This window comes from Kitasatospora sp. NPDC005748 (assembly GCF_040630735.1).
Lineage (GTDB): Bacteria > Actinomycetota > Actinomycetes > Streptomycetales > Streptomycetaceae > Kitasatospora.
In genome coordinates this window covers 47,271-60,088 of record NZ_JBEXYD010000006.1, presented here as the reverse complement: position 1 = coordinate 60,088, position 12,818 = coordinate 47,271, and the positions used below count along the sequence as shown (strand labels likewise).

The 12,818-nt window shown below is 73.3% G+C and carries 12 protein-coding genes and 3 tRNA genes; 12 read left to right on the top strand and 3 right to left on the bottom strand.

Annotated features, from left to right (window positions below; all coding sequences use genetic code 11):
* Positions 1–7: 7 nt before the first annotated feature.
* From kdpC to ABZ495_RS07075, 3 genes are all read left to right on the top strand, one after another.
* Entirely contained in the window at positions 8–637 is a 630-nt protein-coding gene (gene kdpC / locus ABZ495_RS07085; protein ID WP_359803431.1) for a potassium-transporting ATPase subunit KdpC, read from the top strand.
* Positions 638–750: 113 nt separating this feature from the next.
* On the top strand, positions 751–3,300 hold the full coding sequence (locus ABZ495_RS07080) for an ATP-binding protein (protein ID WP_359834818.1): 2,550 nt from the start codon (positions 751–753) through the stop codon (positions 3,298–3,300).
* A complete protein-coding gene (locus ABZ495_RS07075; RefSeq protein WP_352286313.1) occupies positions 3,297–3,971 on the top strand; it encodes a response regulator in 675 nt (224 codons plus the stop codon). Before ABZ495_RS07080 ends, ABZ495_RS07075 begins: the two co-directional genes overlap by 4 nt.
* A 303-nt stretch (positions 3,972–4,274) precedes the next feature.
* Here ABZ495_RS07075 and ABZ495_RS07070 read toward each other — a convergent pair whose 3' ends face one another.
* A complete protein-coding gene (locus tag ABZ495_RS07070) occupies positions 4,275–5,546 on the bottom strand; it encodes a hydrolase (protein WP_359803437.1) in 1,272 nt (423 codons plus the stop codon).
* A gap of 254 nt (positions 5,547–5,800) precedes the next feature.
* Between ABZ495_RS07070 and ABZ495_RS07065 the strand changes: the two genes are divergently transcribed.
* From ABZ495_RS07065 to ABZ495_RS07040, 6 genes are all read left to right on the top strand, one after another.
* A tRNA-Thr gene (locus tag ABZ495_RS07065) sits at positions 5,801–5,873 on the top strand.
* Positions 5,874–5,916: 43 nt separating this feature from the next.
* A tRNA-Met gene (locus tag ABZ495_RS07060) sits at positions 5,917–5,989 on the top strand.
* An 83-nt stretch (positions 5,990–6,072) separates the two neighbouring features.
* Positions 6,073–6,237, top strand: coding sequence for a 50S ribosomal protein L33 (gene rpmG / locus ABZ495_RS07055; protein WP_006604855.1), 165 nt, complete (start codon positions 6,073–6,075; stop codon positions 6,235–6,237).
* A gap of 115 nt (positions 6,238–6,352) precedes the next feature.
* Positions 6,353–6,811, top strand: a complete 459-nt coding sequence (locus ABZ495_RS07050; protein WP_329488179.1) for a MaoC family dehydratase N-terminal domain-containing protein — start codon at positions 6,353–6,355, stop codon at positions 6,809–6,811.
* A gap of 4 nt (positions 6,812–6,815) precedes the next feature.
* Positions 6,816–7,238 (top strand): MaoC family dehydratase, encoded by a 423-nt coding sequence (locus ABZ495_RS07045; RefSeq protein WP_329488178.1) that lies wholly within the window; start codon positions 6,816–6,818, stop codon positions 7,236–7,238.
* A gap of 63 nt (positions 7,239–7,301) precedes the next feature.
* The gene (locus tag ABZ495_RS07040) at positions 7,302–8,351 is read left to right on the top strand and encodes a UDP-N-acetylmuramate dehydrogenase (RefSeq protein ID WP_329488177.1); all 1,050 of its coding nucleotides are present in this window, start codon (positions 7,302–7,304) and stop codon (positions 8,349–8,351) included.
* On the opposite strand, the gene ABZ495_RS07035 is transcribed toward ABZ495_RS07040, so the two are convergent.
* Both ABZ495_RS07035 and ABZ495_RS07030 read right to left on the bottom strand, forming a co-directional pair.
* On the bottom strand, positions 8,348–9,445 hold the full coding sequence (locus ABZ495_RS07035; RefSeq protein ID WP_329488176.1) for an adenosine deaminase: 1,098 nt from the start codon (positions 9,443–9,445) through the stop codon (positions 8,348–8,350). The two genes, ABZ495_RS07040 and ABZ495_RS07035, sit on opposite strands and share 4 nt — an antisense overlap.
* A gap of 106 nt (positions 9,446–9,551) precedes the next feature.
* Positions 9,552–10,799, bottom strand: a complete 1,248-nt coding sequence (locus ABZ495_RS07030) for a pyridoxal phosphate-dependent aminotransferase (RefSeq protein WP_352286320.1) — start codon at positions 10,797–10,799, stop codon at positions 9,552–9,554.
* Between the two features lie 286 nt (positions 10,800–11,085).
* Here ABZ495_RS07030 and ABZ495_RS07025 point away from each other — a divergent pair.
* The 3 genes from ABZ495_RS07025 to nusG all read left to right on the top strand — a co-directional run bounded on the left by ABZ495_RS07025 (position 11,086) and on the right by nusG (position 12,818).
* Positions 11,086–11,158: transfer RNA gene (locus tag ABZ495_RS07025), tRNA-Trp, on the top strand.
* Positions 11,159–11,307: 149 nt separating this feature from the next.
* Positions 11,308–11,664 carry a preprotein translocase subunit SecE gene (gene secE, locus ABZ495_RS07020; RefSeq protein ID WP_329488174.1) on the top strand — a complete coding sequence of 119 codons (357 nt, stop codon included), beginning with the start codon at positions 11,308–11,310 and terminating at the stop codon, positions 11,662–11,664.
* Between the two features lie 275 nt (positions 11,665–11,939).
* Positions 11,940–12,818 carry a transcription termination/antitermination protein NusG gene (gene nusG / locus ABZ495_RS07015; protein ID WP_359834924.1) on the top strand — a complete coding sequence of 293 codons (879 nt, stop codon included), beginning with the start codon at positions 11,940–11,942 and terminating at the stop codon, positions 12,816–12,818.

Here is a 12,818-nt window from a genome sequence, read left to right as displayed (position 1 = left end):
AATCCAGATGTCCAAGCCCCTGCCCACCACCGTGCGCACGCACCTCACCGCACTGCGGATGCTGCTGGTGATGACGGTGATCCTCGGCCTCGCCTACCCGCTGCTGGTCACCGGCATCGGCCAGGTCGCCTTCGCCGACAAGGCCGACGGCTCGATCGTGAGGGCCGACGGCAAGGAGGTCGGCTCCAGTCTGCTGGGCCAGACCTTCGACCTGCCCAAGCGGAACCCCGGCGACGAGAACGAGGCGGCCCGGCCGGACCCGGAGTGGTTCCAGCCCCGGCCCTCCGCCGGCGGGTACGACCCGAAGAGCTCCGGCGCCTCCAACCTGGGCCCGAACAGCGGGGACCTCGCCAAGGCGATCGAGGACCGCCGCGCCGCGGTCGCCGCGTTCGACGGCGTCGACCCGGCGAAGGTGCCGGTGGACGCGGTCACCGCCTCCGGCTCGGGCCTCGACCCGCACATCTCGGTCGCCTACGCCGAGGAGCAGGCCGCCCGGGTCGCCGGGGCCCGGAACCTGCCGGTGGAGACGGTGGAGAAGCTGATCGACAGGTACACCGAGGGCCGCTCGCTGGGCTTCCTCGGCCAGCCGGGAGTCAACATCGTCCTTCTCAACACGGCTCTGGCACACCAGAAGTGACGGCCAGGCAGGCAGCGCCGTGAGACAGGCCGACCCGGGCCGGGGCACCACCCCGCGCCCGGGTCGGCCGCCGTACGCCCCGACCCCCGTACGAAGACGAAAGAGCAGCGCCCATGGCCCGCGACCTCGCCCCCGGCACCGGCCCCCGCCGCGGCCGGCTGAGGGTGTACCTCGGTTCCGCCCCCGGTGTCGGCAAGACCTACCGGATGCTGGACGAGGCCAGGCGCAGACAGGACCGCGGCGCGGAGGTGGTGGTCGGCTACATCGAGTGCCACGGCCGCCGCCACACCGAGGCCATGCTCGACGGCCTGGACGTCGCTCCCCGGGCCCGACGGTCCTACCGGGACGCCGAGTTCGAGGAGATGGACCTCGACGCGCTGCTCGCCCGCCGCCCCTCCCTGGTGCTGGTGGACGAGCTCGCGCACACCAACGTCCCCGGCGGCCGGCACGCCAAGCGCTGGCAGGACGTCGAGGAGCTGCTGGCCGCCGGGATCGACGTCATCACCACCGTCAACGTCCAGCACCTGGAATCGCTGAACGACGTCGTCCAGAAGATCACCGGCATCCCCCAGCGCGAGACCGTCCCGGACGAGGTGGTCCGCCGGGCCGACCAGATCGAACTCGTCGACATGGCCCCCCAGGCGCTGCGCCGCCGGATGGCCCACGGCAACGTCTACCGGGCGGAGAAAGTGGACGCCGCGCTCTCGAACTACTTCCGGGTCGGCAATCTCACCGCCCTGCGCGAGCTCGCCCTGCTCTGGGTGGCCGGGCGGGTCGACGAGGGGCTGCGCGACTACCGGGCCAGCCACCGCATCGACCGCGTCTGGGAGACCCGCGAGCGGGTGGTGGTCGCCCTCACCGGCGGCCCCGAGGGCGAGACGCTGATCCGCCGCGCCGCCCGGATCGCCGACCGCACGGCGGGCGGCGACCTGCTCGCCGTGCACGTCACCCGCAGCGACGGCCTGGCCGGGGCGTCCTCGGGGGCGCTCGCCCAGCAGCGGCAGCTGGTGGAGGCGCTGGGCGGCAGCTACCACGTGGTGGTCGGCGACGACATCCCCACCGCGCTGCTGGCTTTCGCCCGCGCCCACGACGCCACCCAGCTCGTCCTCGGCACCAGCCGGCGCGGCCGGATCACCCGGCTCCTCACCGGCCCCGGCATCGGCGAGACCACCGTGGACGCCTCCGAGGACATCGACGTCCACATGGTCACCCACGCGTTCACCGGCCGCGGCCGGCTGCCCCCGCTCGGCCGCCGCCACTCCAGGCGCCGCACCGTCGCCGGCTACGCCGCCGGACTCGTGCTGCCCTGGCTGCTGACGGCCGGCCTCTCGCAGTCCCACGGCACCGTCAACCTGACCACCGACGCGCTGATCTTCCAGCTGGGCGTGGTCGTCGTCGCCCTGCTCGGCGGCGCCACCTCGGCCCTGCTGGCCTCCCTCGTCGCCTCGCTGCTGCTGAACTACTTCTTCATCCCGCCCCTGCACACCCTGACCATCGGCGAGACCAACAATCTCGTCGCCCTGCTGGTGTTCGCCGCCGTCGCGCTCACCGTCTCCACCGTGGTCGACCACGCGGGCCGGCTCACCACCCGGGCCGCCCGGGCCACCGCCGAGGCCGAGACCCTCTCCACCCTGGCCGGCAGCGTGCTGCGCGGCGCCGACGCCCTGCCCGCCCTGCTGGAGAAGTCCCGGACGGCCTTCGGGATGGACTCCGTCGCCCTGCTGGAACGCACCGGCGGCGCGGTGCTGGCCCGCTGCGACGGCGAGGGCGGGCCCGCCGGGCCCGGCGGGACCACCGAGGTCCCGGTCGGCGCCGACGCCCTGCTGGCGCTCACCGGCCGCCGGCTGCCCGCCGCCGACCAGCGCGTCCTCACCGCGTTCGCCGCCCACGTGGCCGCCGCGCTGGAACGCGACCGGCTCGCCGTGGTGGCCGCCGAGGTCGAACCGATCAGGGCCGCCGACCGGATGCGCACCGCCCTGCTCGCCGCCGTCAGCCACGACCTGCGCACCCCGCTGGCCGCCGCCCTGGCCTCGGTCGGCTCGCTGCGCAGCCCCGACGTCGAGTTCTCCGCCGAGGACCGGGCCGAACTCCTGGCCACCGCCGACGAGTCCCTGGTCAAGCTCACCCGGCTGGTGGACAACCTGCTCGACATGAGCCGCCTCCAGGCCGGGGCCCTCACCCTCCACCTCGCCGAGACCCACCTGGACGAGATCCTGCCCCGGGCCCTGGACACCCTCCCCGACCCGTACGCGCCGGTAGGGCCGCTCGACCTCACGTTCGACATCGAGGAGGGCGTTCCGGCCGTCCTGGTCGACCCGCCGCTGCTGGAGCGCGTCCTGGCCAACGTCATCGCCAACGCCCTGCGCCACACCGCCCCCGGCACGCCGGTCCTGGTCGCCGCCAGCCACCTCGGCGACCGGGTCGAGGTCAGGGTGATCGACCGCGGCCCCGGCATCGCCGCCGAGGACCGCGACCGCGTCTTCCTGCCCTTCCAGCGCCTCGGCGACACCGACAACACCACCGGCGTCGGCCTCGGCCTCGCCCTCTCCCGCGGCCTCGCCGAGGCCATGGGCGGCGGCCTGGAGGTCGAGGACACCCCCGGCGGCGGCACCACCATGCTGCTCACCCTGCCCGCCGCCCACCCGGGAGGAGCGCCCGCATGAGCGAGATCCTGATCGTCGACGACGAACCGGCGCTGCTGCGTACCCTGCGGATCAACCTGAGCGCCCGCCGGTACGCCGTCCGGACGGCCGCCAGTGGCGGCGAGGCCCTGGACCGCGCCGCCCGGACCTCGCCCGACGCCGTCCTGCTCGACCTGGGCCTGCCCGACCTGGACGGCCTGGACGTCATCCGGGGCCTGCGCAGCCGCAGCGCCGTACCGATCATCGTGCTCTCCGGCCGCACCGGCGCGGCCGACAAGGTGGGCGCCCTGGACGCCGGCGCCGACGACTACCTCACCAAGCCGTTCCTGATGGAGGAACTGCTGGCCCGGCTGCGCGCCGTCCTGCGCCGTCCGCCGGGCGGCCCGGCCCCGGCCGCGCGGGTGATCGGCGCCCACACCGTCGACCTCGCCGCCACCACCGTGACCGGCCCGGACGGCCCGGTCCGGCTCACCCCCACCGAGTGGCGGATCCTGGCGCTGCTGCTCGCCGACCCCGGCCGCCTGGTGCCCGGCCGGCGGATCCTGCGCGAGGTCTGGGGCCCGGCGCAGGAGGGGCGCGGCAACTACCTGCGGGTCTACCTGGCGGGGCTGCGCCGCAAGCTGGAACGCGATCCGGCCCGGCCGCGCCACCTGATCACCGAGCCCGGTCTCGGCTACCGGTACGAGCCCTGACGCCGGGACGGCGGCGGCGCCCCGACGACCGCGCGTCAACGGAGCGTCAAAGGTGGGCCGCCGGGCGACAGGAGGGCGTCAGGACGGGCCGGACGGGGCGGTCGGCGGGCGTAGCGTCGTCGGTGAGCGAGCGGCCCTGCTCCATGTGGGGGATGCCGGGACCGCTCCGCCGCCTCGGCGGCCGACCGGTGGGGGAGGGGCGCGCGACCAACGACGCGCGCCCCTGTCACCCGCTCGGCCCTGCTCGGCTGCCCTGCTCGGCCCTGCTCAGCTGTCCCGGTCGGGCCGCCGCCGGCCCGCCGCTCAGCCCCCGCCCGTGCTCCCCGACTGCCGCGGCAGCGCCAGCGCCACCGTGTCGGCGAACTCCCGCACGGCACTGGTCCGGCTGACGATCCGCCCGCTGTGCACCACCAGCCGGCTGTGTCCGCCCGCGAGCGCCCCCGCCAGGCTGTCCCCGCGCACCGCCAGCAGCTCCGCCGGGAACCCGGCGTCCACCCGGACCGGCGGCAGCCCGAGCGCCGCCCGGGCCTGGTTGGCCACCGCGTCGTACGCCTCCTCCACGTCCAGCACCCCGCTCGCCGCCAGCAGGTAGGCGGCCTCCAGCGGATCGGCCCGGCCCACCGGGTTGGCCGGGTCCCGCAGCGAGCCGCTGCCGGCCGAGAGCGGTACCCGGGCCTGCGCCAGCTCCCGCGGCAGCCCCGGCCGCATCCCGGCCGCCCGGCCCTCCAGACCGCTGCAGCCGCCGTTCTGCGGCAGGCAGACCACCCGGACGCCGCTGCTGGCCAGCACCGCCGGCCCGCCCGGCGCCAGCGCGCCGCACGGGCCGAGCACCACCCGGGGCCGCAGCGGGGCGAGCGCGCTCGCCAGCCGGGCCAGCTGCGCCGCGTCGGCCCCGGTGGTGTGCAGGTCCACCGGGCAGTCCGCCTCCCGGGCGGCCTCCAGCAGCACCTGGACGTACCCGGCCGGGTCAGGGTCCAGCTCCGGACAGCCGCCGGCCGCGGTGGCGCCGAGCTTGAGCGCGTCGCGCAGCTGGGCCCGGCCGTCCGCGCCGGCCAGACCGGTGAGCAGCCGGGGCATCGCGACCGCCTGCAGCTCCGCCAGGCCGCGCAGCGCCTGCCGGGCGGTGAGCACCGCCTCCAGCCGGCGCAGCCCGTGCACGTCGCCGATCCGGACGTGGGTGCGCTGCGCGGTGGCGCCGTAGCCCAGCGAGGTGAGCGCGGCCTCGGTGACCCGGCGGGTCAGGTCGCCGGAGGTCTCCGGCGGCGGCGCGGGCAGCGCGGCCGAGAAGGCGACGTCGTAGTGGGCGTGCGCCTCGGCGGGGGCCGGCAGCAGCAGATAGCCCTTGAGGTCGATCCGGGCCCCGGTTGTCGTGGTGGGGGCACCGGGCAGGGCCGGCAGTGGGCCGAGGCTGCCGGTGGTGCCGACGGCCTGGATCCGGTCGCCGCTGATCCGTACGTCCACCACCCGGCCGTCGGCGAGCCGGGCGTCGGTGAGCAGCAGGACGGGGCCGTGCCCCAGCGGGTTGGCGGCCGGTCCGGACCCGGGGTGGGGCCCGTCGGAGGGTGCGCTGTCCATCGCCCGGTTCCTCCCTCGCGCCGGCCGGTGCGGATCCCCGGCCCGTCCCGATCAATGAGCGACGAGCCTATGGCGCGGGGGCACGGGGTGCGGGGACGCGGGCAATAGTCGTATCGGGTCGGGCCGCGCCCCACCGGGGCCGATCGAACGCCCTGCCTTCGATCGCTCGCCCGTGCACCTCGCCCACCTGCGGTCTTCGCGCCGGGATACGGATTTCACCTCTGGGCGCGGAACGTGTAATCTCTTCCTCGTTCGCCCCTATAGCTCAGTCGGTAGAGCGTCTCCATGGTAAGGAGAAGGTCTGCGGTTCGATTCCGCATGGGGGCTCTGGTGAGAAGGAGTCAGCTTCGGCTGTGCTCCGGATCACTGTGGCGGTGTAGCTCAGTTGGTAGAGCAAGCGGCTCATAATCGCTGTGTCACCGGTTCAAGTCCGGTCACCGCTACCCCGCGTAGTCGGTCGGGAGATCGCACTCCCGGTCGGCTACTCTTGTTGTGTTCTTATTCAATGTCCAAGGAAGGCACTCCCGTGGCTGCCACCGATGTCCGCCCGAAGATCACGCTGGCCTGCGTGGAGTGCAAGGAGCGGAACTACATCACCAAGAAGAACCGGCGTAACGACCCGGACCGTCTTGAGATGAAGAAGCACTGCCCCCGCTGCAACTCGCACACCGCGCACCGCGAGACCCGCTGACCCTGTCGCGTGTCCGCGGGCCTGTGTGATCACAGGTCTACGACTCCGGGCCGTACCCCTCACAGGGTGCGGCCCGGAGTCTTTTCGTCATTCACCGCGCTCTTGAGGAGCTGCCATGGCACTCGACCCCTCCTTCATCGGGCGGACGTACCCGCCCACCGAGCCGTACGAGGTCGGCCGGGAGAAGATCCGCGAGTTCGCCGTCGCCGTGGGCGACGCCAACCCGGCGTACACCGACCCGGAGGCGGCCAAGGCGTTCGGCCACCCGGACGTCATCGCCCCGCCGACCTTCCCGTTCGTGCTCACCTACCGGGCCGCCGGCCAGGTGGTGGAGGACCCGCAGCTGGGCCTGGACTACAGCCGCGTGGTGCACGGTGACCAGAAGTTCGTCTACACCCGCCCGGTGCGGGCCGGCGACCGGCTCTCCGTCGCGGTGACCATCGACAACATCAAGTCGCTCGCGGGCAACGACGTGCTCACGGTGCGCGGCGAGGTGACGGACGCGACCGGCGAGCACGTGGTGACGTCGGTCATGACCCTGGTGGCCCGGGCCGCCGACGAGGCGGGGGAGTAACACCATGGCGATCAGCTACGACGAGGTCGCGGTCGGCACCGAGCTGCCGGCGCGGTCCTTCCCCGTGACGCGCGCCACGCTGGTGCAGTACGCGGGCGCCTCCGGGGACTTCAACCCGATCCACTGGAACGAGAAGTTCGCGCTGGAGGTCGGCCTGCCCGACGTCATCGCGCACGGCATGTTCACCATGGCCGAGGCGGTCCGGGTGGTCACCGACTGGGTCGGCGACCCGGGCGCGGTGGTCGAGTACGGCGTGCGCTTCACCCGGCCGGTGACGGTGCCCAACGACGGCGTCGGCTCCGTGATCGAGGTGACCGGCAAGGTCGCCAAGCTGCTGGACGACCGGAAGGTGCAGGTCGACCTGCTGGCGACCTTCGGCGGCCTGAAGGTGCTGGGCATGTCCCGCGCCGTCGTCCGGCTGGCCTGAGCGCCCGGAGCCCGAGCGCCCGGCGGGGAGGGGCGGACCGGCCCCTCCCCGTACGCTGGGGGCGTGCTGGTAGAACTCGACGCCCCCCTCGCCCCGCTGACCACCCTGCGGCTCGGCGGTCCCGCCCGCCGGCTGGTGACCGCGCAGACCGACGAGGACGTGATCGCCACCGTCCGGGAGGCCGACGCGGCCGGCGAGCCGCTGCTGGTCCTCGGCGGCGGCTCCAACCTGGTGATCGGCGACGCCGGCTTCGCCGGGACGGTGCTGCGGATCGCCACCACCGGCTTCGTGCTGGACGGCACCACCCTGGAACTCGCGGCCGGTGAGGTGTGGGCCGACGCGGTGACCAGGACCGTGCTGGAGCACGGCCTGGCCGGGATCGAGTTCCTGGCCGGGATCCCCGGCTCGGCCGGTGCCACCCCGGTCCAGAACGTGGGTGCGTACGGCCAGGAGGTCGCCCAGTCGATCACCGAGGTGGTCGCCTACGACCGCCGGAGCGACCGGGTGGTCACCCTCACCAACGCCGAGTGCGGCTTCTCCTACCGGCACAGCCGCTTCAAGGCCGACCCGGACCGCTACGTCGTGCTCCGGGTCCGCTTCGGCCTGGAGGACGGCGGCGGGCTCTCCACCCCGGTCGCCTACGCCGAGACGGCCCGGCACCTGGGCGTGCTGCCGGGTGAGCGGGTCGACCTCACCACCGCCTGGAACGCCGTGCTGACGCTGCGCGCGGGCAAGGGCATGGTGCTCGACGCGGCCGACCACGACACCTGGTCGGCGGGCTCCTTCTTCACCAACCCGGTGCTGACCGCCGAGCAGTACGCCGCCTTCCTGGCGCTGGCGGCCGCGCGCGAGCTCACCGCCCCCGCCTACCCGGCGCCGGACGGCCGGACCAAGACCTCGGCGGCCTGGCTGATCGACAAGGCCGGCTTCGGCAAGGGGTACGGCAGCGGCCCGGCCACCCTCTCCACCAAGCACACCCTGGCCCTGACCAACCGCGGCGCGGCCACCGCCGAGGACCTGCTGGCGCTGGCCCGCGAGATCCGCGACGGCGTCCGGTCCGCGTTCGGCGTGGAGCTGGTCAACGAGCCGGTGATGGTGGGCGTCGAGCTCTAGCCGGCGGCGCGGCCCGGGTGCTGGGCGGCCGGGAAGCCCCGGGCGGCCGCCACCCCCGGGGTGGTGCCGTCCCCGAGCCAGCCGTCGATGTCCGCCAGCAGCTCCTTGCGGACGCTGTCCGGCGCGCGTGAGCCGCGCACCGACTGGCGGGCCAGCTCGGCGAGTTCGGCGTCGGAGAAGCCGAGCACGTCGCGGGCCAGCTCGTACTGGGCGGCCAGCCGGGTGCCGAACAGCAGCGGGTCGTCGGCGCCCAGTGCCAGCGGGACGCCCGCGTCGAACAGTCGCCGCAGCGGGACGTCCTCGGCCCGCTCGTAGACGCCCAACGAGACGTTGGAGGACGGGCAGACCTCGCAGGTGACCTGCCGGTCGGCCAGCCGCTGCATCAGCCGGGGGTCCTCGGCGGCCCGGACGCCGTGGCCGATCCGGCCGGCGCCCAGGTCGTCCAGGCAGTCCCGGACCGACTCGGGCCCGGCCAGTTCGCCGCCGTGCGGGGCGGCCAGCAGCCCGCCCTTGCGGGCGATGTCGAAGGCCCGGTCGAAGTCCCGGGCGAGGCCGCGCCGTTCGTCGTTGGAGAGGCCGAAGCCGACCACCCCCCGGTCGGTGTAGCGGACGGCCAGCCGGGCCAGCGTCCGGGCGTCCATCGGGGACTTCATCCGGTTGGCCGCGACCAGCACCCGGATCCCGACGCCGGTCGCCCCGGCGGCCTGCTCCACCGCGTCCAGGATCAGTTCGAGGGCGGGGATCAGACCGCCCAGCCGGGGCGCGTACGAGGTCGGGTCGACCTGGATCTCCAGCCAGCGCGAGCCGTCCCGCCGCTCGTCCTCGGCGGTCTCCAGCACCAGGCGGCGGATGTCGGACTCGTCGCGCAGCACCGAGCGGGCGGTGTCGTAGAGGCGCTGGAAGCGGAACCAGCCGCGTTCGTCGGTGGCCCGCAGCCTGGGCGGCTCGGCGGAGCTGAGCGCCTCCGGCAGCCGGACGCCGTGCTTGTCGGCCAGCTCCAGCAGGGTGGCGGGGCGCATCGAGCCGGTGAAGTGCAGGTGCAGGTGGGCCTTGGGGAGGTCCCTGACGTCTCGCGGATTCAGCAGGCGTTCCATTCGCCGATACTGCCGTATCGGGCCCCGATACGGGAACCGCCCCCTTCCCGTCCCCCGAAGGGGTGAAAAGGGGGCGGTCCGCGGTGGAGCGGGACGGTCGGGACCGTCAGGCGGTGGCCTCGGCGAGCAGCTTCTGCATCCGGCCGACGCCCTCGACCAGGTCGGCGTCGCCGAGCGCGTAGGAGAGCCGCAGGTAGCCCGGGGTGCCGAAGGCCTCGCCGGGGACGACCGCGACCTCGACCTCGTCCAGGATCAGCGCGGCCAGCTCGGCGGAGCTCTGCGGACGGGTGCCGCGGATCTCCTTGCCCAGCAGGCCCTTGACCGACGGGTAGACGTAGAACGCGCCCTCGGGCTCGGGGCAGAGGACGCCCTCGATCTCGTTCAGCATCTTCACGATGGTCCTGCGGCGCCGGTCGAAGGCGGTGCGCATCTCGTGCACGGCGGCGAGGTCACCGCTGACGGCGGCGAGCGCGGCGCGCTGCGCGACGTTGGAGACGTTCGAGGTGGCGTGCGACTGCAGGTTGGTCGCGGCCTTGACGACGTCCTTGGGGGCGATCAGCCAGCCCACCCGCCAGCCGGTCATGGCGTAGGTCTTGGCCACGCCGTTGACCACGATGGTCTTGTCCGCGAGCTCGGGCAGCAGGGCCGGCAGCGAGGTGAACTTCGCGTCGCCGTAGACCAGGTGCTCGTAGATCTCGTCGGTCAGCACCCAGAGGCCGTGCTCCAGGGCCCACTCGCCGATGGCCCGGGCCTCGGCCTCGGTGTAGACCGCGCCGGTCGGGTTGGACGGCGAGACGAAGAGCACCACCTTGGTGTTCTCGGTGCGGGCGGCCTCCAGCTGCTCGACCGAGACCTTGTAGCCGGTGGTCTCGTCGGCCACGACCTCCACCGGCACACCGCCGGCCAGCTGCACCGACTCCGGGTAGGTGGTCCAGTACGGGGCAGGGACGATGACCTCGTCGCCCGGGTCGAGGATCGCGGCGAAGGCCTCGTAGATCGCCTGCTTGCCGCCGTTGGTCACCAGCACCTGGGAGGCGTCCACCTGGTAGCCGGAGTCGCGCAGCGTCTTGGCGGCGATCGCGGCCTTCAGCTCCGGCAGGCCGCCGGCCGGGGTGTAGCGGTGGTTCTTCGGGTCGCGGCAGGCCTCGACGGCGGCTTCGACGATGTAGTCCGGGGTGGGGAAGTCCGGCTCGCCGGCGCCGAAGCCGATGACCGGCCGGCCGGCCGCCTTGAGGGCCTTGGCCTTGGCGTCCACGGCGAGGGTCGCGGACTCGGCGATCGCGCCGATCCGGGCGGAGACCCGGCGGTCGGCGGGGCGGACGGAACTGTCGGGCTGCGGGGTGGAAGCGCTCATGCCTGCATGGTCGCAGAACCGGGACGGACCGGGCATGGGGGTTTCACCATATGTACGGGCTCGTCCGGATGGTGGCCCGGAGCGGGGCCGGTCCGTGGTCGTCAGGCGGCCGGTTCGGTGGTCGGTTCGGTGGTCGGACGTGAAAGAAGAGGTTCGACCAAACGCCTCTCGACCACGTACACTCACTCCTCGACGGCCACCGAGAAGCCACGCTTCCACCGCCTGTGCATGCAGCGGCGGGAGATGCGGTAGGTTGGTGGTCGCTACAGGGGCCGAGAGGCACCGTAGGGCAATAGCTCAATTGGTAGAGCACCGGTCTCCAAAACCGGCGGTTGGGGGTTCAAGTCCCTCTTGCCCTGCTGCTTGATCCGTATTCAGCCCGTTCGCTCCACAGAGCGAGCGGGCTTGATGCGGAGAGGGCTCCGAACAGCACCGCTTTAGCCGGCCGCTCGTGCCCTCTCGGGCACGCAGGTGATGCTCGGCAGGACCCGGATTCAGGTGAGGACGAGTGACGGAGACCACGGGCTCCACCGCAACGCCTGAGAGCGGCAACCCCGAGGGTGCCGACGGCGCTGACGAGACCACGCCTGCCGAGGGCGGGGACGAGGGGCAGTCGCGCCGCGACCGCAAGCGGGCAGGCCGCGCGGACAAGAAGTCCGGCAAGCGTGCCAAGAAGGGCGCCTTCGCCCGGCTCGCGCTGTTCTACCGCCAGATCATCGCGGAGCTGCGCAAGGTCGTCTGGCCCTCCCGCAACGAGCTGGTCAACTACACCACCGTGGTGGTCGTGTTCGTCGTGGTCGTGATGGCGTTCGTCGCCGGCCTCGACTACGGCTTCTCGAAGCTCAGCCTCTGGGTCTTCGGCTGACCGAGCGGTCCCACCTTCGAAACAGCTTCCCGACCCGGGCCGATTCTTCGGCCCGGGTCGAGCTGTCGGCGCCGGACGTACGAGGCCGCTACCGTTGACTCGGTACTGTTGAAGTCTCCGAGTCATCTCCTGGCGCCCGTGTGAAGCAGAGCGGCGCCGGAAAGGTCCCGGAGCGCGCCACCTTCACCATCTCCAGGAAAGAAGCAGCCACCGTGTCTGAGTCCCCCCTGTACGACGCCGACGAGACCGTCCGCGAGGCGGATGTCGCCGCCGAGCTGGACGCGGCCGAGCTGGCTGACGAAGCCGAGGCCGCCGAGCAGATCGTGGACGCCGCGGACAGCGACGAGGACGAGGTCGCGGCGGACGACGAGGCCGAGGCCGGCGAGCCCGCCGAGGAGGCCGCGCTGCACGCGGAGTCCGCCGAGGAGCTCGACGCCGAGGCCGCCGAGGACACCGAGGCCGCCGAGGACCAGGACGAGGACGAGGCAGCGGACGAGGCCGGCGCCGAGGCGGAGGCCGAGGAGGAAGCCGCCGAGGAGGCCGTCGAGGTCGACCCGGTCGCCAAGTTCCGCGAGGACCTGCGCTTCATGCCCGGCGAGTGGTACGTGATCCACACCTACGCCGGCTACGAGAACCGGGTGAAGCAGAACCTGGAGCAGCGCGCGGTCTCCCTCAACGTCGAGGAGTACATCTTCCAGGCCGAGGTGCCGCAGGAGGAGGTCGTCCAGATCAAGAACGGCGACCGCAAGACCATCCGCCAGAACAAGCTCCCCGGCTACGTGCTGGTGCGCATGGACCTCACCCCGGAGTCCTGGGGCGTCGTGCGCAACACCCCCGGTGTCACCGGCTTCGTCGGCAACGCCTACGACCCGTACCCGCTGACGCTGGACGAGGTCGTCAAGATGCTCGCCCCCGACGTCGAGCGCCAGGCGGCCAAGGACGCCGGCAAGCCGTCGCCGGTCAAGCCCAGCGAGATCCAGGTCCTGGACTTCGAGGTCGGCGACTCGGTCACCGTCACCGACGGCCCCTTCGCCACCCTCCAGGCGACGATCAACGAGATCAACCCGGACTCGAAGAAGGTCAAGGGCCTGGTCGAGATCTTCGGCCGGGAGACCCCGGTCGAGCTCTCCTTCGACCAGATCCAGAAGAACTAG